Annotated in this window: 19 protein-coding genes and 1 tRNA gene; 13 read left to right on the top strand and 7 right to left on the bottom strand. The window is 70.0% G+C overall.

Annotation, left to right across the window (positions count from 1 at the left end):
- Window positions 1–160: 160 nt before the first annotated feature.
- Window positions 161–601, top strand: coding sequence for a DivIVA domain-containing protein (locus tag EJK15_RS43470; protein ID WP_171074872.1), 441 nt, complete (start codon window positions 161–163; stop codon window positions 599–601).
- 63 nt (window positions 602–664) lie between these two features.
- On the opposite strand, the gene EJK15_RS43465 is transcribed toward EJK15_RS43470, so the two are convergent.
- The 5 genes from EJK15_RS43465 to iolC form a co-directional block, all read right to left on the bottom strand.
- Complete coding sequence (locus tag EJK15_RS43465) at window positions 665–1,312, bottom strand: HAD family hydrolase (RefSeq protein WP_138716315.1); 648 nt, start codon at window positions 1,310–1,312, stop codon at window positions 665–667.
- A 144-nt stretch (window positions 1,313–1,456) separates the two neighbouring features.
- Entirely contained in the window at window positions 1,457–3,310 is a 1,854-nt protein-coding gene (gene iolD, locus EJK15_RS43460) for a 3D-(3,5/4)-trihydroxycyclohexane-1,2-dione acylhydrolase (decyclizing) (protein ID WP_138716314.1), read from the bottom strand.
- Complete coding sequence (iolB, locus tag EJK15_RS43455; RefSeq protein ID WP_138716313.1) at window positions 3,307–4,146, bottom strand: 5-deoxy-glucuronate isomerase; 840 nt, start codon at window positions 4,144–4,146, stop codon at window positions 3,307–3,309. The genes iolD and iolB overlap by 4 nt, the downstream gene beginning before the upstream one ends.
- On the bottom strand, window positions 4,143–5,048 hold the full coding sequence (locus EJK15_RS43450) for a Cgl0159 family (beta/alpha)8-fold protein (protein WP_420847135.1): 906 nt from the start codon (window positions 5,046–5,048) through the stop codon (window positions 4,143–4,145). The genes iolB and EJK15_RS43450 overlap by 4 nt, the downstream gene beginning before the upstream one ends.
- Window positions 5,045–5,995, bottom strand: a complete 951-nt coding sequence (iolC, locus tag EJK15_RS43445; RefSeq protein ID WP_138716312.1) for a 5-dehydro-2-deoxygluconokinase — start codon at window positions 5,993–5,995, stop codon at window positions 5,045–5,047. The genes EJK15_RS43450 and iolC overlap by 4 nt, the downstream gene beginning before the upstream one ends.
- Window positions 5,996–6,234: 239 nt before the next feature.
- Between iolC and EJK15_RS43440 the strand changes: the two genes are divergently transcribed.
- From EJK15_RS43440 to EJK15_RS43425, 4 genes are read left to right on the top strand one after another with little or no spacing between them, the layout of a single operon-like run.
- Window positions 6,235–7,413, top strand: coding sequence for a CehA/McbA family metallohydrolase (locus EJK15_RS43440; RefSeq protein ID WP_138716311.1), 1,179 nt, complete (start codon window positions 6,235–6,237; stop codon window positions 7,411–7,413).
- Window positions 7,404–8,288 carry a TIM barrel protein gene (locus tag EJK15_RS43435; protein WP_240777585.1) on the top strand — a complete coding sequence of 295 codons (885 nt, stop codon included), beginning with the start codon at window positions 7,404–7,406 and terminating at the stop codon, window positions 8,286–8,288. The genes EJK15_RS43440 and EJK15_RS43435 overlap by 10 nt, the downstream gene beginning before the upstream one ends.
- Complete coding sequence (locus EJK15_RS43430; RefSeq protein WP_138716310.1) at window positions 8,285–9,364, top strand: Gfo/Idh/MocA family protein; 1,080 nt, start codon at window positions 8,285–8,287, stop codon at window positions 9,362–9,364. Before EJK15_RS43435 ends, EJK15_RS43430 begins: the two co-directional genes overlap by 4 nt.
- The gene (locus EJK15_RS43425) at window positions 9,361–12,135 is read left to right on the top strand and encodes a glycoside hydrolase family 38 N-terminal domain-containing protein (RefSeq protein WP_138716309.1); all 2,775 of its coding nucleotides are present in this window, start codon (window positions 9,361–9,363) and stop codon (window positions 12,133–12,135) included. Before EJK15_RS43430 ends, EJK15_RS43425 begins: the two co-directional genes overlap by 4 nt.
- Before the next feature lie 21 nt (window positions 12,136–12,156).
- On the opposite strand, the gene EJK15_RS43420 is transcribed toward EJK15_RS43425, so the two are convergent.
- Window positions 12,157–12,648, bottom strand: a complete 492-nt coding sequence (locus EJK15_RS43420) for an Lrp/AsnC family transcriptional regulator (RefSeq protein ID WP_138716308.1) — start codon at window positions 12,646–12,648, stop codon at window positions 12,157–12,159.
- 197 nt (window positions 12,649–12,845) lie between these two features.
- On the opposite strand from EJK15_RS43420, the gene EJK15_RS43415 reads away from it, so the two are divergent.
- The 8 genes from EJK15_RS43415 (at window position 12,846) to EJK15_RS71390 (ending at window position 20,631) form a co-directional block, all read left to right on the top strand.
- Entirely contained in the window at window positions 12,846–14,279 is a 1,434-nt protein-coding gene (locus EJK15_RS43415; RefSeq protein WP_138716307.1) for a gamma-aminobutyraldehyde dehydrogenase, read from the top strand.
- 6 nt (window positions 14,280–14,285) lie between these two features.
- Window positions 14,286–15,347, top strand: coding sequence for an ABC transporter ATP-binding protein (locus EJK15_RS43410; protein WP_138716306.1), 1,062 nt, complete (start codon window positions 14,286–14,288; stop codon window positions 15,345–15,347).
- 9 nt (window positions 15,348–15,356) lie between these two features.
- Complete coding sequence (locus EJK15_RS43405) at window positions 15,357–16,562, top strand: ABC transporter substrate-binding protein (protein WP_138716305.1); 1,206 nt, start codon at window positions 15,357–15,359, stop codon at window positions 16,560–16,562.
- A gap of 2 nt (window positions 16,563–16,564) precedes the next feature.
- Window positions 16,565–17,416 carry an ABC transporter permease gene (locus EJK15_RS43400; protein WP_138716304.1) on the top strand — a complete coding sequence of 284 codons (852 nt, stop codon included), beginning with the start codon at window positions 16,565–16,567 and terminating at the stop codon, window positions 17,414–17,416.
- On the top strand, window positions 17,413–18,195 hold the full coding sequence (locus EJK15_RS43395; protein ID WP_138716303.1) for an ABC transporter permease: 783 nt from the start codon (window positions 17,413–17,415) through the stop codon (window positions 18,193–18,195). Before EJK15_RS43400 ends, EJK15_RS43395 begins: the two co-directional genes overlap by 4 nt.
- 22 nt (window positions 18,196–18,217) lie before the next feature.
- Window positions 18,218–19,612, top strand: a complete 1,395-nt coding sequence (locus EJK15_RS43390; RefSeq protein WP_138716327.1) for an NAD(P)/FAD-dependent oxidoreductase — start codon at window positions 18,218–18,220, stop codon at window positions 19,610–19,612.
- 125 nt (window positions 19,613–19,737) lie between these two features.
- On the top strand, window positions 19,738–20,574 hold the full coding sequence (locus EJK15_RS43385) for a serine hydrolase (protein WP_138716302.1): 837 nt from the start codon (window positions 19,738–19,740) through the stop codon (window positions 20,572–20,574).
- Window positions 20,546–20,631 (top strand) — tRNA-Arg (locus EJK15_RS71390). The genes EJK15_RS43385 and EJK15_RS71390 overlap by 29 nt, the downstream gene beginning before the upstream one ends.
- A 254-nt stretch (window positions 20,632–20,885) precedes the next feature.
- Here the strand turns inward: EJK15_RS71390 and EJK15_RS43380 are convergent.
- Window positions 20,886–21,143 carry a hypothetical protein gene (locus EJK15_RS43380; RefSeq protein WP_138716301.1) on the bottom strand — a complete coding sequence of 86 codons (258 nt, stop codon included), beginning with the start codon at window positions 21,141–21,143 and terminating at the stop codon, window positions 20,886–20,888.
- Window positions 21,144–21,439: the final 296 nt, after the last annotated feature.

Below are 21,439 nucleotides of genomic sequence, written 5' to 3'. Positions count from 1 at the left end.
AAAGAGCCTCACAATGGGGGGTACCCCAGCACGATTCAAGAGGAGTATCAGCTTGAACCGCTTTCCGCGCGTCATGGGTGTGCGTTCAGGCTATGACCCCGTGGAAGTCGATGCCTTGATCGGCCGCATCGAAGCCACCTTAGGAAGGGGCCCGCACAGCTTGGACCCCGTCACCGCCGACGAGGTGCGTACGGCGACCTTTCGCGCCAAGCGCGGCGGCTACCAGGAGACCGCGGTCGACTTCGCCCTCGAAGCGTTCGTGGTGGCGCTGGAGACCCAGGCCAAGCGGCCCATACGGCTGGCCATGGCCGAGCCCACCGGCGAGATGCTGCGTGAGGAGTGGTTCGAGACCCAGGCCGCCCGCGTCGAACGGGTGGCCTTCCGTCCGGGCCGCATGGGCACCGGCTACAACGAGGACGAGGTCGATGCCTTCCTCGATCGGATCGTGGCCACGTTGCGCGGCACGACCGAGTTTCCCGTGACGGCGAAGGAGGTACGGGAGGCGAAGTTCTCGACCGTGCTGTTCAGGCCCGGCTATCTGATCACGGATGTGGACTCGTTCCTGGCGGGCATCACGGAGGTGCTGGAGCAGCGCGTGTAGCCATTCCGGACGGCGCGCGCCGGCGCGCATCCCGATCCGTCCCGCCCGGCCGAGGCGGCGCGGCTAACCGTCCTGTACGGCCGTGAGCAGGCCGTGCAGGTCGGGCAGGGCCTTCTGAATGATCGTCTCGTCGTCGGGACGCTCGCCCAGCCGGTTGATCCACACCCGGCGGATACCGAGCCGGTGCGCGGGCAGCATGTCGTGGAAGTAGCTCTGCGCCACGTGCACCCAGGCCGCCGGCTCGTGCGCCCGCCTGAACACCTCGAAGTGCGCGTTGGCCGGCTTGTACGCCCCGGCGTCCTCTGAGGTCACCACCGCCTGGAACCGCACGGGCAGCCGCCGCTGCGTCTCCCCGATGAGGTCGCGGTCGCAGTTGGTGAGCAGCGCCAGGTTCCAGCCTGCCGCGCGCAGCGCCGAGAGCTCGGCGCCGACCTCGGGGAACACCGGCCAGTACGGGAGCGTCGCGGCCAGCACCGTGGCGTCGTCCGCGCTCAGCTCCACCTTCTCCTCGGCGCAGGCCCTGCGCAGCGTCTCGGCCAGGACATGGCGGTAGCGCATCCCGGGCGACTCGGCCTGCACGGCGTGCTCGTGCCGGCTGTACGCCTCCAGCAGTCGCGCGCCCTGTCCGGGCGCGATCAGGTCGGCACTGGTGAGGATGCCGTGCCGCCAGTCGACAAGTGTTCCGAAGCAGTCGAACGTTACCCATCGCATAAGTCACATAATGCTGCTCATGACGCTCTCTGTAGTCCTATCGAGCCCCGAGATCTCGAAACGGTGTCCAAGGTGCTGCGGGACAGCTGGGGCGGCACGACCGTCGTGGCCATGGGGCGCGGGCCCCAGGCGACCGGCCGACGCTCAGCCGGGCGGTGCCAGGTGCGGGCGCTGGGAGCGCTTGTTCGCCTCGTACGCCTCCCGCATGGCGTTCGGCGTGCCCACCTGCGCGACGGGCACGTCCCACCACGCCCCGGAGGAGGGCGCGTCGTCCGTCATGGGGTCGGTGCGGACGTAGATGACCGTCGTCTCCGTCGCGGAGCGGGCCGTGTCGAGGGCCTTGCGCAGGTCGGTGACCGACTCCGGGCGCAGCACGGACGCGCCGAGGCTGGCGGCGTTCGCGGCCAGGTCCACCGGGAGCGGGCCGCCGTCGAAGCGGCCGCCGCCGCGGTAGGCGTACGAGGTGCCGAGCCGCTGCGCGCCGACGCCCTCCGACAGGCGGCCGATCGAGGCGAAGCCGGAGTTGTCCACCAGCACGACGACCAGCTTGATGCCCTCGGAGATGGCCGTGACCAGCTCCTGGGCCATCATCAGGTACGAGCCGTCGCCCACCAGCACGAACACCTCGCGCTCCGGGGCCGCCATCTTGACGCCCAGCCCGCCGGCGATCTCGTAGCCCATGCACGAGTAGCCGTACTCGACGTGGTAGCTGCCCGGGCCGCTCGGCCGCCAGAGCTTGTGCAGGTCGCCGGGCATCGATCCGGCCGCGCACACCACCACGCCGTCGTCGCCCGCGGCCGCGTTGACCGCGCCGATCACCGCGGACTGCGGCAGCGGCACGCCCTCCAGCGCGTACGCCGCGTCCACGGCCGCGTCCCACGCCCGCGTCAGCTCGGCGGCCCGGTCGCGGTGGGCGGCCGGGGCGCTCCAGCCCGCGCACGCCCCGGCCAGGTCCGCCAGGCCCTCGCGGGCGTCGCCGACCAGCTGCAGGCCGGACAGCTTGGCCGCGTCGAAGCCGGTGACGTTGAGGTTCACGAAGGCGGCGTCCGGGGCGAAGATGCTTCTCGACGCCGTGGTGAAGTCGCTGTACCGGGTGCCGACGCCGATGATCACGTCGGCCTCGCGGGCCAGCGCGTTGGCCGCCGTGGTGCCGGTGGCGCCGATCGCGCCCACGGCGAGCGGGTGCCCGTACGGGAGCGCGCCCTTGCCGGCCTGCGTCTCGGCCACCGGGATGCCGTACGTCTCGGCGAAGATCCGTAGCTGATCGGTGGCCTCGCTGTAGATCGTCCCGCCACCCGCGACGATCAGCGGGCGTACGGCCGATTTGATCTGCTCGGCGGCCCGGGCGAGGGCGGCCCGCTCGGGTCGCGGCCGCGGGATGTGCCACAGGCGGCGGGCGAACAGCTCGTCCGGCCAGTCGTACGCCTCCGCCTGCACGTCCTGCGGCAGCGCCAGCGTCACCGCGCCGGTCTCGGCCGGGTCGGTGAGCACCCGCATGGCCGCCAGCAGCGCGGACGGCAGTTGCTCGGGGCGGTTGATCCGGTCCCAGTAGCGGGAGACCGGCTTGAAGCAGTCGTTGACCGAGATGTCGTACGAGCGCTGGTCTTCGAGCTCCTGGAGCACCGGGCCGGCCACGCGGGTGGAGAAGATGTCGCCGGGGAGCAGGAGCACGGGCAGGCGGTTGATCGTCGCGCCCGCCGCGCCGGTGATCATGTTGGTGGCGCCGGGGCCGATCGAGGTGGTGCAGGCCAGCGTGGCCAGCCGGTTGCTCGCCCGGGCGTACGCGGCGGCCGTGTGGACCATGGCCTGCTCGTTGCGGCTCAAGTGGTAGGGCAGGTCCTCAGCCGTCGTGGCCAGCGCCTGGCCGAGACCGGCGACGTTGCCGTGGCCGAAGATGCCCGTGCAGCCGCCGAAGAACCTGCGCTCCACGCCGTCGCGCTCGCTCCACTGGCAGGCGAGGAAGCACACGATGGCCTGTGCGACGGTCAACCGGGTCATGGAGTCCTCCCGAACGGCAGTCTGGGGTCGATGAGCTGGTCGTCCCAGGAGGAGCGGATCCAGGCGTGCCGGGGGTCGTCGCAGAACGCCATCGAACGCTGCTCCGCTGGGCCTGCCAGGACGTTCAGGTAGTAGAGGTCGTAGCCGGGAGCGGCCATGGAGGGGCCGTGGTAGCCGTACGGGACCAGGACCACGTCGCCCGAGGAGACCTCAGCGAGGGTGTCGATGTGGCCGCGTTCGGAGGAGTAGACGCGCTGGTAGCCGAGGCCCTGGCCGGCGACCTCGAAATAGTAGATCTCCTCGAGCACGGCCTCGCCCGGGTTGGGGGTGTCGTGCTTGTGGGGCGGGTACGACGACCAGTTTCCGGCCGGGGTGAGGACCTCGACGGCCATGAGCTTGTGGCAGTCGAAGACACCGGGGGCGCAGAAGTTGTTCACCTGGCGGCTGGCCTGGCCGGCGCCGCGGATCTCGACCGGGACCTCGGCGGCGGCGACGTAGCGGGGTGGTCGGATTTCGGTGGCGCGGGCCGAGGGCAGCGCGATCCGTCCGGCGCCCTGCAGGGTCACGTCCGTAGAAATCGGGATATAGGCGAAATCGGAGGGGCCGTCGAAGACCGAGGCACGCCCCGCCAGCACGAACGTCTCGGCTGGGGTGGTGACCGTGCAGGAGCCCGCCAGCGGGAGGACGAGCAGCTCCTCCTCGCCCGTGCCGAACGACACCGGGGCGGCCGTCAGGTCCACGATCCGCAGGCCGGAGTAGGTCCATCCGGCCAGGGACGGGGTGATCTCCACCGACCAGGGGGCATTGGCGGTCTTGCCGTACGGAAGGTAGGTCATGCGCGGGCCTCCCGAACCAGGGCCGCGGCCCCGTCCACCGCGGCCGCCACGTCATCGTCCGGCGGGTAGAGCAGGGCGCGGCCGACGACGAGTCCACGCACCCCAGGCAGGCGCAGCGCGCGGTCCCAGTCGGCGTAGGCGACGTCGATGTCCGGCGGGTCACCTCCGAGGAGCAGGACGGGCAGCGTGGTGGCGGCCATCACCCGCTCCATCTCCGCCACGGCGGGGATCTTGAGCCAGGTGTAGGCCGAGGTCACACCGAGGGCCTGGGCGATGCTGATCGACCGGATCACGGCCTCGGGCGACAGGTCGTTGCGCAGGGCCCCCGACTCCGAACGCAGCGACCAGAACGGCTCCAGCATGGCCACCAGCCGCCGCCTGGCCAGGTCCGTCACCGCATGGGCGCAGGACTCCAGGGTGGTCACGGTCGCGTGGTCGCCCGGGTCGATGCGGCACAACATCTTGCCGCCGTCCAGGCGCATCGAGTCGATCGAGGCCGCGTCGAAGCCGGTGAAGCGGTCGTCCAGCTCGAACACCGAGCCTTGCAGGCCGCCCCGGTTCATGGAGCCGAAGGCCAGCTTGCCCTCCAGCGCCCCCAGGAGCAGCAGGTCCTCCAGCACGTCGGGGGAGGCCAGGATGCCGTCCACGCCGGGCCTGGACAGCGCCGTCTGGAGGCGGTCGAGCAGGTCGGCCCGGCTCGCCATGGCCAGCGGGCGGTCGCGTACGGCCAGGGCGCCACGCGCCGGGTGGTCGGCGGCGATGATCAGCAGCCGCTCGCCCTGGCCGGGCAGGCCGCGGCGCTGCCGCCGGGCCGCGGCCTCGGCGATCTCCTCGGGCCGGGTGGCGCGGATGTGGGTGAGCCGCTCGTAGCCGGTGGTTCTGGGCAGCGTGATGTCACTCAAGGACGCACCTCGTTCTCCCGGCCGCTGAGCAGGTCCTCCACCTCGGCGGTCGTGGGCATGGCGTCGGCGCAGGCCAGCCGGGCGGCCACGAACGCGCCCGCCGCGTTGGCGAAGCGGACCGTGCGCTCCAGCGGCCAGCCGCGCATCAGCCCCAGGCACAGGGCGCCACCGAACGCGTCGCCCGCGCCTATCCCGTTGACCACGTCCACCTCCACCGGCTTGACCAGACAGCTCTCCTCAGAGGTACGCGCGAAAACCCCCTCGGGGCCCATTTTCACGATCGCGACCCGTACCCCGGCCTCCAGCAGCGCCTCGGCGGCGGACACCGGGTCACGGACGCCGACGGCGGTTTCCACCTCGTCGAGGTTGCCGACCGCGACGTTCGCGTACGGCAGCGCCTGCCCGGCCGCCGCGTGCGCCGCCTCGCGCGACTCCCACAGCGCGGGCCGGTAGTCGAGGTCGAACACGGTCCAGCCGGTCCGGCGCGCGGACAGGGCGGCGGCGTGGGCCGACGCGCTCGGCTCCTTGCTCAGCCCGGTCAGCGAGAACCAGAACATGCTCGCGTCGCCGATCGCCTCCAGGTCCAGTAAGGCCGGGGAGATCCGCAGGTCCGGCGGGTGCTCGCCGCGGTAGAAGTAGATCGGGAAGTGGTCGGGAGGGAAGATCTCGCAGAACGTGACCGGCGTCGGCGCCTCAGGAACGGTGGTCACGAACCTGTCGTCGACGCCGAATTCGCGGATCGCCCGCCGGACGTACTCGCCGAAGGGATCTGCCCCCACGCCGGTGACCACCGCGGAGCGCAGGCCGTGGCGGGCCGCCGCGACGGCGACGTTCGTGGGGCTGCCGCCGAGGAACTTGCCGAAGGTCTCGACGTCGGCCAGTCCGACGCCGGTCTGCAGCGGATAGACGTCGACGCCGCAGCGGCCGATCGTGATCACGTCGTACAACGCGCCTCCTGGAAGGGAGCTCGAAATATGGCCGGCCCTTTACGTCATATGGATGTCATGACATATTGGCCTGTGGCTTACCTCCTCAATGGACTTGTGCTCGACTGCTTGTTTTCAAGTGGTTAAGTTCAGCGTACGCGTCATCGGCTCGGCACCCATGAATCCGCTGGACGGCGCCGTACGAGGTGACACGCTGGAAGTGGCAGGCTGGCCCGAGGGCAGCGAGCCAGGGGATGGGTATGAGAGGGCACTGGAGCCTGGACGACCGGCTGGAGCGGAGCCTGCGCGAGGTGCCGTTCGAGGTGCCGGCGGGAAGCGCCGCCGTGACCGTCAGGTTGGGCTACGACCGGTCGCAGGGTGTGATCGACCTGGGGTGCGGCTCGCCCGGCGGCTTCCGCGGCTGGTCAGGGGGTGCGCGTGACGAGTACACGATCACCGCCGATTGGGCGACGCCCGGTTACCTGCCCGGCGCGCTGGAGGCGGGCACGTGGCACGTGTGGCTGCGGCTGCACCGGATCCCGCCGCAGGGTCTCGACTACACGCTGGAGATCTCCGCCGAGGCCGTCGCCCCGCCCGAGCCGGTCGCCTCCGAGCCGCCGCACGGGGAGCGCCCGCCGCGGAGGGACATTCCCGAAATCGACGGCATGCGGTGGTACGCCGGGGACTTCCACGCCCACACCGTGCACAGCGACGGCGGCCTGACCATCGCCGAGCTGGCCGAGCTGGCTCACGGGCGCGGGCTCGACTTCCTGGCCGTCACCGACCACAACACGATCAGCCACCACCCCTGGCTGGACAAGATCGACCGTGGGATCGCGCTCATCCCCGGCCAGGAGGTCACCACCGACCGCGGCCACGCGAACGTGTTCGGCGACGTCGGCTGGGTGGACTTCCGGCAGCCGGCCGACTCCTGGGTGGAGCACGCCGAGCGCGCGGGCGGCCTGATCTCGATCAACCACCCGCTCGGCGGCGACTGCGCCTGGCTGCTGCCGATCGGCCGCCGGCCCAGGGTCGCCGAGGTGTGGAGCTCCGGCTGGTGGGACCGCCGCTGGGGCGCGCCGCTGGCCTGGGCGGACGCCTGGCGCGACGACGTGATCGCGATCGGCGGCAGCGACTTCCACCGCCCCGGCTCAGACGGCCTGCCCGGCGCGCCCACGACCTGGGTGCTGGCCGAGGACACGAGCACGGTGCTGGACGGCCTGCGGGCCGGGCGCACCGCCGTCTCCGCGGGCCCCGGCGCGCCGCTGCTGCTCGATATGGGCGACGAGCTGCTGGCGCTGGACGCCGACGGCCTGGTCCTGGTCCGCCCCGGCGGCGCCCGGCAGGTGATCCGCGGCGATCGGGTGCTGGTGCCGGCGGGCGGCGGGCGGCACAGGTTGGAAACCTACGAGAACGAGGTGATCGCGCTATGCAGGTGAAGGTCGCTAACGCTCCTGTGAGCTTCGGCGTGTTCGAGCTGAGCGACGCGCCGCCGCCGCTGAGCGCCGACGAGATGGTCCACGCGCTCGCCGAGGCCGGGTACGAAGGCATCGACCTGGGGCCGATCGGTTATCTGGGCACCGGTTCCGAGCTGGTGGAGCGGCTCGGCGGGATGCTGCTCGCCGGCGGCTGGGCGGACCTGCGTTACAGCGACGCCGAGGAGTTCAGGCGAGGGCTGCCCGCGCTGGAGGCCACGCTCGACGTGTTCGCCGCCGTGCCGCCCGCGTCCTTGCCGCCCCGGCCCACACTGGGGTGCTCCGGATCGCCCGAGAGGTTCGCCCGCCCGGGCGGCAGCGTTCCAGGGTTGGCCGCCTCCGAATGGCCGTCGTATGCCGCCCGCGTACAGGAGGCCGCGAACCGCTGCCGCGACCGCGGCTTCGAGCCCGCCTTCCACCACCACCTCGGCACGTACGTGGAGACGCCCGAGGACGTGGAGCGGCTGCTGGAGCTGACCGACGTGCCGCTCTGCCTCGACACCGGGCACCTGCTGCTGGCCGGGGGAGATCCGGTGGCGGCGCTGCGCGCGTGGGCGGACCGGGTCGGGCACGTGCACATCAAGGACGGCGACACCAAGATCCTCGCTCAGGCCCTGGCCGACGGGGCCGACCTGCGCGAACTCATGGGCCGCGGCGGGTTCGCCCCGCTCGGCGAGGGCGAGCTGGATCTGCCCGCCGTGGTGCGGACGCTCGACGAGATCGGCTACGCGGGCTGGATCGTCATCGAGCAGGACACCCTGCCCGGCCGCCGCACCGTCGCCCAGAACATCGCCGACCAGGCCGCCAACCGCCGCAAGCTGGAGGAACTGGGACTGTGAGAATCGCTCTCATCGGATGCGGCGCGGTCACGCAGGCGGTGTACGTGCCGCTGCTGTCCAGGCGCCGTGATCTGTTCGAGGTGGCCGCCGTCTGCGACCTGTCGCGCACCCTCGCCGACGCCGTCGGCGACCGGCTCGGCGCCGCCCGCCGGTACACCGCGCTGGAGGAGATGCTCGCCGCGGGCGGCTTCGACGCCGTTTTCGTGCTGGCCTCGGGCTCCCACGGCGAGGCCGCGCGCCGGGCGCTCGCCGCCGGCTACGCCGTGCTCTGCGAGAAGCCGCTCGCGCTGACCAGGGCCGAGGTGGCGGCGCTGCCCCAGGGGCGGCTGATGGTCGGCTACATGAAGCAGTACGACCCCGCCGTGCGCCGGGCCGAGGAGCTGCTGGCCGGCCTGGGCGGCCCCAGCGTGATCAGGTCGGTCGAGGTCACCGTGCTGCATCCGAGCGGGGAGTCGCAGCTGGCGTTCGCGAATCTGGCGCAGGCGCGCGACGTGGACGCCGGGCTGCTCGCCTCGCTGCGGGCCGCCGAGAGCGAGCTCGTGTCGCGGGCGCTGGGGGAGTCGGCGCCGGAGGCGGTGCGGAACGTGTACGGGGTGGCGCTCGGCTCGATATGTCACGACTTGTCGCTCTTGAGGCGCTTTACCGGGTCGCCTGCGGAAATTTCGTACGTTGAGACCTGGGGTCCCGCGCCCGGCTCCATCGAGATCTCCGGACCGCTGCCCGTCCGGGGCAGGTTCGCGATCCGCTGGCACTACCTGGAGGACTACCCGGCCTACCGCGAGACCGTGGCCATCCACCACGACCAGGGCTCGCTGGAGCTCGTCTTCCCCTCGCCCTACCTGATGAACGCCCCCACGACGCTCACCGTGGTCTCCGGCGGCGAGAGCCGGACCGAATGGCGGGACGTGACCGAGGCATTCGAAGTACAGCTGGCCGCCTTCCATGATTTCGTGAACGATGGCAAGCCGCCGCTCACCGACGCGCGCGGCGCGCTCGAGGACATCGTGACGGCCCAGCGGATCGCCGCCCGCTTCGCCGTACAGCATGATCTGCCCGTGGGAGGGGAGGCAGCGTGAGCACGGAGATCGTCGTCGTACCGCACACGCACTGGGACAGGGAGTGGTACGAGCCGTTCCAGCGCTTCCGGCTGCGCTTGGTGGCGCTGCTGGACGAGGTGCTCGACACGATGGAGCGCGAGCCCGGCTACCACTTCACCCTGGACGGGCAGCTGGCCTGCGTGGACGACTATCTGGAGGTGCGGCCGGAGAACCGCGACCGCATCGCCGCGCTGGTCGAGTCGGGGCGGCTGGCGGTGGGGCCGTGGCAGATCCTGCTGGACGAGTTCCTGTGCTCGGGCGAGAACATCGTCCGCAACCTCGAGCTCGGCCTGGACCGGGCCGGCAAGCTCGGCGGGGCGATGCCGGTCGGGTACCTGCCGGACATGTTCGGGCACACCGCACAGATGCCGCAGATCCTGAGCAAGGCCGGGCTGCGGCACGCCTGCGTCTACCGCGGGGTGCCGTCCTCCGTCACCACCGACGCCTTCGCCTGGGTCGCGCCCGACGGGACGGCGTTGCGGACCCAGTACCTCCCGGCCGGCGGCTATGGCAACGGGGCGCACTTGTTCTTCGATCCGGAGGGGCTGAAGGATCGGGCGGCCGCGTTCGCCGAGACCATGCGCGAGTGGCACGGGCCGGAGGGGCCGCTGCTGGCGATGTACGGCACCGACCACTCGGCGCCCGTGCGCGGGCTGCCGGAGATGGTGGCGGCCATCGACGCCCGCATGGACACCTTGTCCGGCTATATCGGCCAATATTCGGGCGATGTCCCGGAGCTCGCGGAGCTCGCGGAGCTCGCAGCGCTCGACGGGCTGCCCAGGGTCCACGGCGAGCTGCGCTCCCACGCCCGCGCCAACATCCTCCCCGGCGTCATCTCCATCCGCCCCCACGTCAAGCAGGCCATGGGACGCGCCGAACGGATGGTCGAGCGCTACGCCGAGCCGCTGGCCACCCTGTGGGGCGGCGAGTGGCCCGGGCGGTTCCTCGACATGGCGTGGTGGCGGCTGGTGGACGCCAGCGGGCACGACTCGGTGACCGGGTGCGGCGTGGACGAGACCGCCCAGCAGGTGGCCGCCCGCATCGCGGAGGCCGAGCAGCTCGGGCAGGCCGTACGCGACATGGTGACCGCGCGGCTGGCGGCTTTCGTGCCGTCGGACGGGGTGCTCGTCGTCAACCCCACGCCGGACGTACGCAGCGGCATCGTGATCGTGGACGTCGCCGGGAGCGACCCGCTCGTGGATCCCTCCGGTGCGCCGGTGCCTGTCCAGCCGCTGGAACACGCGCCCACGCTGCTGCTCGACGAGGAGATGGACCCCGCCACGGCGCTGACCTTCGTGCACGGGACCGAGCTGTACGGGCAGCACATCACCGGCTGGTCGGTCAAGAACGGCACACTGACGTTCACGGTGGCGCGCGAGACCACGGCCGCCTTCGACCTGGCCGACCTGCGCGGAGCGCTGGACGGCGTGACCCGCGTCCGCATCCTCGCCGAGCCCAGGCGCACCGTCGCGGCCATGGTCGAGGTGCCGCCGCTGGGCCACACCAGCATCCGGCCGGTGCCGCGGGAGCAGGTGTTCGGCCCGCCCGTACCCTCCGGTGGCCTCCCCAACGTGCAGCACCACCCGTCCTGCTGGCTCGGCTCCGACTCGGCGACCCTGCCGGTGCGCGGGGACGAGGAGGTGCTGGACAACGGGCTGCTGCGGGTCGTCGTCGCCGCCGACGGCACGCTGACGCTGGTCGGCCAGGACGGCACGACCGTGACGGGAGCGGGCCGCATCGTGGACGGCGGCGACGTGGGCGACACCTACAACTACGCGGCTCCTCTGGACGACCTGATCGTGTCCGCGCCGGAGTGGGCCGAGGTCGAGCTGATCTGCGCGGGGCCACTGGTGGCGGCGGTGGAGGTGCGGCGCACATACCGGTGGCCGGCGGCCGGCGACAGTCTTGAGGGCGCGCCCGAGGTCCCCGCTCTGTCGCGGACGCTCCGGACGGAGGAGATCCTCGTCACGACCCGGGTGGAGCTACGGGCCGGTGAGCCGTACGTCCGCCTGCACGTCGAGTTCGACAACCGCTGCGCCGACCACCGGGTCCGCCTGCACGTCCCGCTGCCGGTCGCGGCGTCGGAGTCGTATGCCGAGGGCCAGTTCGCGGTCGTCACCCGAGGGCTCACCTCGGAGGGCGGCTGCGGCGAGACACCCTTGCCCACCTTCCCCGCCTCGTCGTGGGTGGCGGCCGGCGGGGTGGCGGCGCTGCTGGAGCATGTGACGGAGTACGAGCTGGTGGACGGGGAGCTGGCGCTGACGCTGCTGCGCTCGGCCGGCTACCTGTCCCGCAACCGCAACGCGTTCCGCCCCGAACCGGCCGGTCCGCAGCTGCCGACTCCGGCGGCGCAGTCGCGCGGGGTGCGGTCGGTGAGCCTGGCGCTGATGCCGTACCAGGAGTCGTGGGGCGAAGTGGTGCCGCAGGCGGAGACCTTCCGCCACGACCTGCTGGTGGTGCCGGGGTCGGGCGATCGTGCTCTGGACCTGCCCGCGCCCGCTGCCGGGCTGTCGGTGACGGGGGACGGCGTGGTGATGACCTCGCTACGGGACCGCGATGGGTGGCGGGAACTGCGGGTCGTCGCGCTCACTCCGAACGACACGGAGGCCGTCATTTCCGGCGATCTCCTGCAAGCCCGGCATGCCGATCTGCGGGGGCGTCCGGGTGAATCTGTGCAGGTCACGGATGGGGTGGTGCGGCTGCCTCTGGGCGCGTGGGAGATCGCGACCATCCACATTCGTCAACTCTAGGTAAAGACTCGAACGCAAGGGTTAGCGGGTGCCCCAGGAGTACGTCTGCTTGCGCAGCTTCAGGTAAACGAACGACTCCGTCGTCCGTACCGAGGGAATCGCGCGGATCTTGCTGAGGATCTCCAGCAGGTGACCGTCGCCCTCGCACACCACCTCGACGATCAGGTCGAAGGAGCCCGCCGTCAGCACCACGTAGTCGATCTCGTCGATGGCGGCGAGTTCGTCGGCCACCGAATCCAGGTCGCCCTCGCAGTTGACCCCGATCATCGCCTGCCGGGGGAAGCCGAGGGTGAGGGGGTCGGTGACCGCGACGATCTGCATGACGCCGGTGTCCTGAAGGCGCTGCACGCGCTGGCGTACCGCGGCCTCGGACAGGCCCACCGCCTTCCCGATCGACGCGTACGGCATGCGCCCGTCCGCCTGGAGCTGCTCGATGATCTGCTTGGAGATCTCGTCGAGCACGACGGGACCCGCGTTCGAGTTGCTTCGGCGGACGCGCGGCGGCGTGGTCATCGAGGGATCCTCCTAGCGGTCCGGCGTTACGGGGGCGTTCTCGCTCGGTTGCCGTCCTGGTGCGACATGTTGTCAGTTCTTGGTGGTCTGTCAAGCGAATTCGTAGCAATTTGATATCTTCACCACGAAATCCCTTGTCCAGATGCTTCCACTCTGTAAGAGTCGCGGCATCTCAGCCACCTCACGAGGAGGTCACCTTGACCACCCGTCTGCAGAACTTCATCAACGGTGAGTTCGTGGACGCCAAGAGCGGCCGATTCTCCGACATCATCGACCCGTGTACGGGCGAGGCCTACGTACAGGCCCCCGTATCGGGCACCGAGGACGTCGACGACGCCTTCGCCGCCGCGGCCGCCGCGTTCGACTCGTGGGGCAGAACCACCCCGGGTGAGCGAGCCAACCTGCTGCTCAAGGTCGCCGACGCCATCGACGCGCGGGCTGACGAGATCAACGAGGCCGAGTGCCGCAACACCGGCAAGCCGCGTGCCCGCATGGCCGAGGACGAGACTCCGATCGCCGCCGACCACTTCCGCTTCTTCGCGGGCGCGGCACGCACGCTCGAGGGCCCCACGGCCGGCGAGTTCCTCGCCGATCACACCAGCGTCATCAGGCACGAGCCGATCGGCGTGGTCGGGCAGGTCACGCCGTGGAACTACCCGATGATGATGGCGGTCTGGAAGATCGCCCCGGCGATCGCGGCCGGCAACACGGTCGTGCTCAAGCCGTCCGACACCACCCCGGCCTCCACGCTCAAGCTGGCCGAGATCCTCGGCGAGGTGCTGCCCGCGGGCGTCTTCAACGTCGTCACCGGCGACCGCGAGACCGGCGCCCTCGTGGTGAGCCACCCGACGGCCTCCATGGTCGCGATCACCGGCTCGGTCGGCGCGGGCATGTCGGTCGCCAAGAGCGCCGCCGACGACCTCAAGCGCGTCCACCTGGAGCTCGGCGGCAAGGCGCCGGTCGTGGTGTTCGAGGACGTCAAGGACCTGCGCAAGGCCGCCGCCGACATCGCCGTCGCCGGCCTCTACAACGCCGGCCAGGACTGCACCGCCGCCTGCCGGGTGCTCGTGCACGAGAGCGTGCACGACGAGTTCGTGGCCGCGCTGACCGAGGCCGCGGCCGGCACCGTGACCGGTGACCTGGGCAACGAGGACGCGCTCTACGGGCCGCTCAACAACGAGAGCCAGCTCGCCAAGGTGCAGGGCTTCATCGAGCGGACCCCTGCCCACGCCAAGATCCTCACCGGCGGGCAGCGCGTCGGAGACAAGGGCTACTTCTTCGCCCCGACGATCGTGGACGGGCTCAAGCAGGACGACGAGATGGTGCAGAACGAGGTCTTCGGGCCCGTGATCACCGTCCAGACGTTCAGCGACGAGGCGGACGCGCTGGCCAAGGCCAACGACGTCAGGTACGGCCTGAGCGGCTCGGTCTGGACCTCCGACCACGGCCGCGCGATGCGCATGTCCAACCGGCTCGACTTCGGTGTGGTCTGGGTCAACACGCACATCCCGTTCGTGTCGGAGATGCCGCACGGCGGCTTCAAGCACTCCGGCTACGGCAAGGACCTGTCCGTGTTCGGCCTGCACGACTACACCAGGGTCAAGCACGTCATGCACTACATCGGCGAATAGCCCGCGATGACCAGTGCCATCGAGCTTGAGGACGTCGTCAAGGATTACCTCTCGCAAGGAGAGATCGTCCAGGCCGTCAAGGGTGTCTCGCTGGACATCGCCGAGGGGGAGTTCTTCTCCCTCCTCGGCCCGTCCGGTTGCGGCAAGACCACGACCATGCGGATGATCGCCGGCTTCGAGGCCCCGTCGAAGGGCCTGGTGAAGCTGCACGGGCAGGACGTCACGAACGTCCCGCCGAACAAACGCGACGTCAACATGGTCTTCCAGTCCTATGCGCTCTTCCCGCACATGAGTGTCTGGGACAACGTCGCCTTCGGGCTGAAGCAGCGTAAGACGCCTCAGGAGGAGATCAGGCGGCGGGTCGGTGAGATGCTGGAGATCGTCGATCTCACCGGCAGGGAGAAGCGCCGGCCGCGCGAGATGTCGGGCGGCCAGCAGCAGCGCGTGGCGCTGGCCAGGGCCCTGGTCAACCGGCCGCGGGCGCTCCTGCTCGACGAGCCGCTCGGGGCGCTCGACCTCAAGCTGCGTCAGGCCATGCAGATCGAGCTCAAGCGCATCCAGCGCGAGGTCGGCATCACGTTCGTGTACGTGACACACGACCAGAACGAGGCGCTCACCATGAGCGACCGGATCGCCGTGATGAACGACGGCCTGGTCGAGCAGCTCGCCGGGCCGCGCGAGATCTACGAGCGGCCCGCGACCGCGTTCGTGGCCGGCTTCATCGGCACCTCCAACCTGCTCACGGGCACCGCGACCGGCGGCGAGCTGAAGGTCGGCGGTGGCCGGGTGCTGGTGCCCGGCCAGGACGGTGACGTGACGGTCACCGTTCGCCCGGAGAAGATCACCATCGGCACGGAGGAGCCCGTGAACGGCCAGAGCGCCGTGCGCGGGACCGTGGCCGAGGTGGTCTACCTGGGGACCTACAACAGTTACGCGGTGAGTCTCGCTGACGGGGCCGAGATCACTGTGTTTCAGCAGAATGCGCACGATGCCACGGCGACGGCGGAGCGGGGCGACTCCGTGTGGCTGGCGTGGCAGGCGCAGCACTCGTACGTGATTGGAAGTTGATAGCACCTCATGAACCCCCGTCTGCACCTCCCTCGTACTCGTCGTGACTTCTTCAGGATCACCGGGCTCTCGGCCACCGGACTCGCTCTGGCCGCCTGCGGCGTGCAGGGTCAGAAGGCGGCTCCGCCCAAGCCGGACGCCGTCAAGGACTTCTGGTCCAAGCAGACCAAGCACGGCAAGGTCGTCTTCGCCAACTGGCCCGAATACATGCCGGAGGACCAGGCTCCGCTGAAGAAGTTCCAGGAGGCCACCGGCATCTCGTACGAGTACAAAGAGGTCATCCAGGAGAACGCCGAGTTCTTCGGCAAGGCCGACCCCGTGCTGCGCGCCGGGCAGTCGCTGGGCTACGACATCGTCGTCATGACCAACGGCATCCAGCTCCAGCACATGATCGAGCTGGGCTACGCCGTTCCGCTGGACCACACCCAGCTGCCGAACTTCGCGGCCAACGCCGGGCAGAAGTACAAGGAACGTGCCTACGACCCCGGCAACAAGTACACGATCCCGTACACGTCGGGCGTGACCGGCATCGCCTACAACACCAAGTACGTCAAGGACGACATCACCAGCATCGATGCGCTGTTCGATCCCAAGTACAAGGGCCGGGTCGGGATGATGTCCGACGCCCAGGAGATCGGCAACTTCGGCATGTTCGCGCTGGGCATCGACCCGGAGAAGTCGACCGAGGACGACTGGCGCAAGGCCGGGGAGAAGCTCAAGGCGCAGCGCGACGCCGGAATTGTCCGGAAATATTATGACCAGAGCTATATCGATGCCGTGGCCAAGGGCGACGTCTGGGTGACCATGGCCTGGTCGGGCGATGTGTTCCAGCGCCAGCTCGCCGGCGAGCCCGTCAAGTTCGTGGTGCCCGAGGAGGGCGGCACGATCTGGACCGACAACATGCTCATCCCCAAGGGCGCCGCCAACCCGGTGGACGCGCTCATGCTCATGGACTACCTGTACCAGCCGGCCGTGGCCGCCGAGCTGGACGAGTTCATCCAGTACGTCACCCCGGTCCCGGCGGTGCAGGACCTGCTCAGGGAGAAGGCCAAGACGGCCACGGGCGAAGACCAGAAGGCCCTCGAGGACATGATCGGCAGCCCGCTCATGTTCCCGACCGAGGCCGACTACGCCAAGCTGCGCAGCTACACCAAGCTCACCACCCAGCAGGAGCAGGTCTTCAACCCGATCTTCCAGTCCATCACCCAGGCGTAGCGATGCGGCGGCTCACCCCCTACCTGCTGGCGCTGCCCAGCTGGATGTGGCTGGCGATCTTCCTGGTCGTGCCCCTGGTGGCGATGGCGTCGGTGTCGCTGCAGACCGGCAACGCCATCGACGGCTTCGCCATGACGTTCAGCTTCTCCAACTACGGCGACGCGCTCGGCAGGTACAGCACCCAGCTGCTCCGCTCGCTGCTGTACGGCGGGCTGGCGACGGTGGCCATGCTGGTGATCGGGTACCCGGTGGCGTACTGGATCGCCTTCAAGGGCGGCCGGCGCAAGTCCGTGTACCTGTTCCTGCTCCTGCTGCCGTTCTTCGTGTCGTTCGTGCTGCGGACGATCTCGTGGAACTTCCTGCTGTCTGACAACGGCATCCTGTTCGGCACCCTGAAGGGCTGGGGGCTGCTGCCGGACGACTTCCACGTGCTGGCCACGACGCTGGCCGTGGTGAGCGGCCTGACGTACAACTTCCTGCCGTTCATGATCCTGCCGATCTACGTGGCGCTGGAGCGGGTGGACCCGCGGGTGGTGGAGGCGGCGCAGGACCTGTACGCGTCGCGGCCGGCCGCCTTCCGCCGGGTGGTGCTGCCGCTGTCGCTGCCCGGGGTGTTCGCCGGCGTGCTGATGACGTTCGTGCCCGCCACGGCTGATCCGGTCAACGCGGCGATCCTCGGCGGCACCTCCAACACGATGATCGGCAACATCATCCAGACCGAGTACCTGACGAACCTCAACTACCCGATCGCCTCGTCGCTGTCGTTCACGCTGATGGCGGTGCTGCTCGTGGGCATCTTCATCTACGCCAGGGCGCTCGGCACCGAGAACGTCCTCGAGGCGGCGGCCCGATGAGGACGAGACTCGGGGACCGGCTGCTGCATGGCTACACCTGGCTGGTCATCATCTGGCTGTCGTCGCCGATCGCCGTGATGATCCTTTTCGGGTTCAACGACAAGAAGAGCAAGTCCAACACCACCTGGCAGGGCTTCACCCTCAGGTGGTACGCCGAGCTCTTCGAGATCTCCGACCTGACCGTGGCGCTGCGCAACTCGCTGGTCGTGGCCGCGGTCAGCACGATCATCACGGTCGTGATCGGGACCATGCTGGGGCTGGCGCTCGGCCGGCACCGCTTCCGCGGCAAGGGGGTCACGAACTTCCTGGTCTTCGCCGCCATCTCCACGCCCGAGCTGGTCATGGGGGCGTCGCTGCTGTCGCTGTTCGTCTCCGGGAACGTGCCCCGGGACGCCAACACGATCATCATCGCGCACGTGCTGTTCTCGCTGTCCTTCGTGGTCGTCACGGTGCGGGCGCGGGTCGTCACGCTCGACCCGTCGCTGGAGGAGGCCGCCAGGGACCTCGGGGCCACGGCGTGGGGGACGTTCCGGCAGGTCACGCTGCCGGCGATCATGCCGGGTGTGATGGCGGGGGCGATGCTGTCGTTCGCGCTGTCCGTGGACGACTACGTGGTCACCAGCTTCGTCAACGGCTCCACCGTCACCTTCCCGCTGTGGATCGTCGGTGCGGTGAAAACGGGAATCCCGCCCCAGGTCAACGTCATGGGTACGCTGATCTTCGGCATCGGGGTGCTGATCGCGATCGGGAACGCGGTCGCGGCGAGGCGCCGTACCTGATTCTCGTAGGGATGTGAGATTTGTGGATCCGCTGAAGGCGCTGGCTGACGCGGAGCGCAAGCCATACTGGCTGGACAGGCCGGCCAGACCCGAGCCGCGACCGCGGCTCGCCGGGAACTCCGCCGCCGACCTGGTCGTCGTCGGCGGGGGCTTCTCGGGGCTGTGGACCGCCTTGATGGCCAAGGAACGCGACCCCTCGCTGGACGTCGTCCTGCTCGAGGGGCGCGGGATCGGCTGGGCGGCCACCGGCCGCAACGGCGGGTTCTGCATGGCGACCCTCACCCACGGCCTGGCCAACGGGCTGGAGCGGTGGCCGGACGAGATCGACCGGCTGGAACGCATGGGTGTGGACAACCTCGACGAGATCGAGCGCACGCTGGAGCGCTACGGCGTCGACTGCTCGTTCGAGCGCACCGGGGAGCTGCACGTCGCCACCGAGCCGTGGCAGCTCGACGGGCTCAACGAGCACCTGGACCTGATCTCCGAGCTGGGGCTCGACTACCTGCCCCTCGACCGGGAGCAGGTGCGGGCCGAGGTGAACTCGCCGGTCTATCTCGGCGGCCTCTGGGAACGCAGCGGCTGCGCCATGCTCGACCCGGCGCGGCTGGCGTGGGGGCTGCGGGAGGCGTGCCTGCGGCTCGGCGTACGCGTCCACGAGCGCAGCCCGGTCCGCTCACTGCACGACGACGGCATGAGGATCTCGCTGCACACTCCGCACGGCACCGTCGCCGCCCGTCACGTGGCGCTCTGCACCGGCGTGTTCCCGCCGCTGCTGCGGCGGCTCAAGCACTTCGTGGTCCCCGTGTACGACTACGCGCTCATGACCGAGCCGCTGACCGGCGCGCAGCTCGCCGAAGTGGGCTGGCGCCACCGGCAGGGCGTCGGCGACTCCGCCAACCGGTTCCACTACTACCGGCTGACCGACGACAACCGGATCCTGTGGGGCGGCTACGACGCCGTCTACTACAACGGGGGCCTGGTCAAGCCGGAGTACGACCAGCGCGACGAGACGTTCGTCAAGCTCGCGCGGCACTTCTACGACACGTTCCCGCAGCTCGACGAGGTGCGCTTCACGCATCGGTGGGGCGGCGTGATCGACACCTGCAGCCGGTTCAGCGCCTTCTACGGCCGGGCGCACGGCGGGCGGCTGGCCTACGCCCTCGGCTACACGGGCATGGGCGTCGGGGCCACCCGGTTCGGTGCGAACGTCATGCTCGACCTGCTGTCGGGCGAGCGTACCGAGCGGACCGAGCTGCGGATGGTGAAGGAGAAGCCGATCCCGTTCCCGCCCGAGCCGGTGCGGTCGGGGGTGATCCAGCTCACCCGCTGGTCGATCGCCCAGGCCGACGAGCACCAGGGCAAGCGCAACCTGTGGCTGCGCACGCTCGACCGGATGGGGCTGGGATTCGACTCGTGACGTGAGGGCATGATCCTGCCAACCCCCGATGAGATCACGGGGGTTGGCGCGTGCGTACGACATGGGTGGTTGTCTGCGGTGGCCTGGCGCTTGTGGCGGGGTGCGGGACCGGGCGGGTGCCGGCCATGCCGAGTCCGGTGAAGGCCCCGGTCAAGGTGGCGCGATGTGTCCTGAAATTTCCGAACCCGCGGGCCGGGAGCGCCGCCCGGGCCCGCCTCGTACGCGACCTCTCCCGGTACGTGAGCAGCCGCCCAGGGCGGATCGTTTACGCGGCGCGCGACCTCGTCAGCGGGGTAGTCGTGGAGCAGGGGGCGCACCAGCACGACATGATCACCGCCAGCGGCGCCAAGGTGGACATCCTGGCGGCGCTGCTGGCCCGCCGCTCCAGTGGGCTGGACGAGGGCGAGCGCGATCTGGCGGCCCGCATGATCAGGGAGAGCGACAACAGCGCGGCGGACGCGATGTGGTCACGGGTCGGCGGGGGTGGCGCCATGAGCGACTTCTACCGCCGGATCGGGCTGCGGGAGACCGAGCCGGGGCCGGGCGTCTACTGGGGCGGCACCAGCACCAGCCCGGCCGACCGCATCCGCCTGCTGAAGGTGCTGGTCAACGGGGGTAAAGGGCTGAGCGCCGCCGATCGGAGGCTGGTGCTCGGGCTGATGGGGCAGGTGCAGAAGGACCAGGCGTGGGGCGTCAGCGCCGCCGCCCGGCCGGGGGATCGGGTGGCGCTCAAGAACGGCTGGACGCCGCGGCCGTTCATCCACAACACGTGGGCCGTCACCAGCTACGGCCGCATCGTGGGTCCCGGGCGTGATCTGCTGCTGGCGGTGCAGACGGACCGGCAACCGGGGGAGGGGACGGGCATCACGTCCATCGAGGGGGTGGCCCGAATGATCGGCACCCGCCTCCACACCCTGTCCCCAACCACCACGCGCCCCTGCCCCGCCAACCCAATCGCCTGACCATCCGGCACCGCTCTCCTACAGCGGGTGCCGTAGGTTCGAATCCTGCCGGGGGCACTCTTCTCCACCAGGCATTTCGCCCTTCGACCTGCGGTTTCTCGGCCGCAGGTCTTTGCTTCCCAGGCCCTTGATAGGTCGCCGAGGGCACCCGCATGCAGCCGAAGGACCATGATCACGGGACATTTGCGGGATGATCTTGAAGGCATTTCCCCAGGCCCTCTGTCTATGCGAGACCGGAGGCCGCCAGTCCCGACCATCCCGGTGAGGCAGTACTTGCCCCAGCGGTGCGGCTACCGTCGAGGAGGGACGAACTAGCGTCGGTGGACCGCTGTCTCGAACCAGTCTGCACCCCACCAGCATGAACGCGAGCTCGAGGAGGGTTCCCTGCCGCTGGAGATCAGCGACGAGTACAGTCCCTCCCGCCGCAGCAGCGCACCCTTGCCCGCCTTGTCGAGCTGCTCGTACTCCTGCAAGATCCGGGCCTTGTACGCAGCGCTGCAACGGCGGACCACCGTCCGCTCGCGAACCTCGGGGTCAGGAACCCCCTGCTTCCTCTTCCGTGCTCCCACGAAGGGATGTCTCCTTCCCCGCCCCCAGTACAGAGTTTTGTGCCCGTTTGTTACCTAATGAGAGCTGCCGGGCGGGGTCGTTCCACCATTGGGGCAGACTCGGTTCCGTAGCCGCCAGAACACCAACGCCATCCGCTACTGTACGTGGCGACAACGGCTGCAAGTGGCGGTAAGCAATCAGAAGGATCTGTGACGCTGCGTGATACGAGCTGATCAGGCGTCGAGTGCGACGGGCGGCATCCACAGGTTGCCGGTGAAGGCGCAGTGGATCGCGTCGAAGGCCGACAGGCCGTGCT

This window comes from Nonomuraea basaltis (assembly GCF_005893125.1).
In the GTDB taxonomy this organism is placed as follows: Bacteria; Actinomycetota; Actinomycetes; order Streptosporangiales; family Streptosporangiaceae; genus Nonomuraea; species Nonomuraea basaltis.
This window is presented reverse-complemented; position numbering and strand designations above follow the sequence as displayed.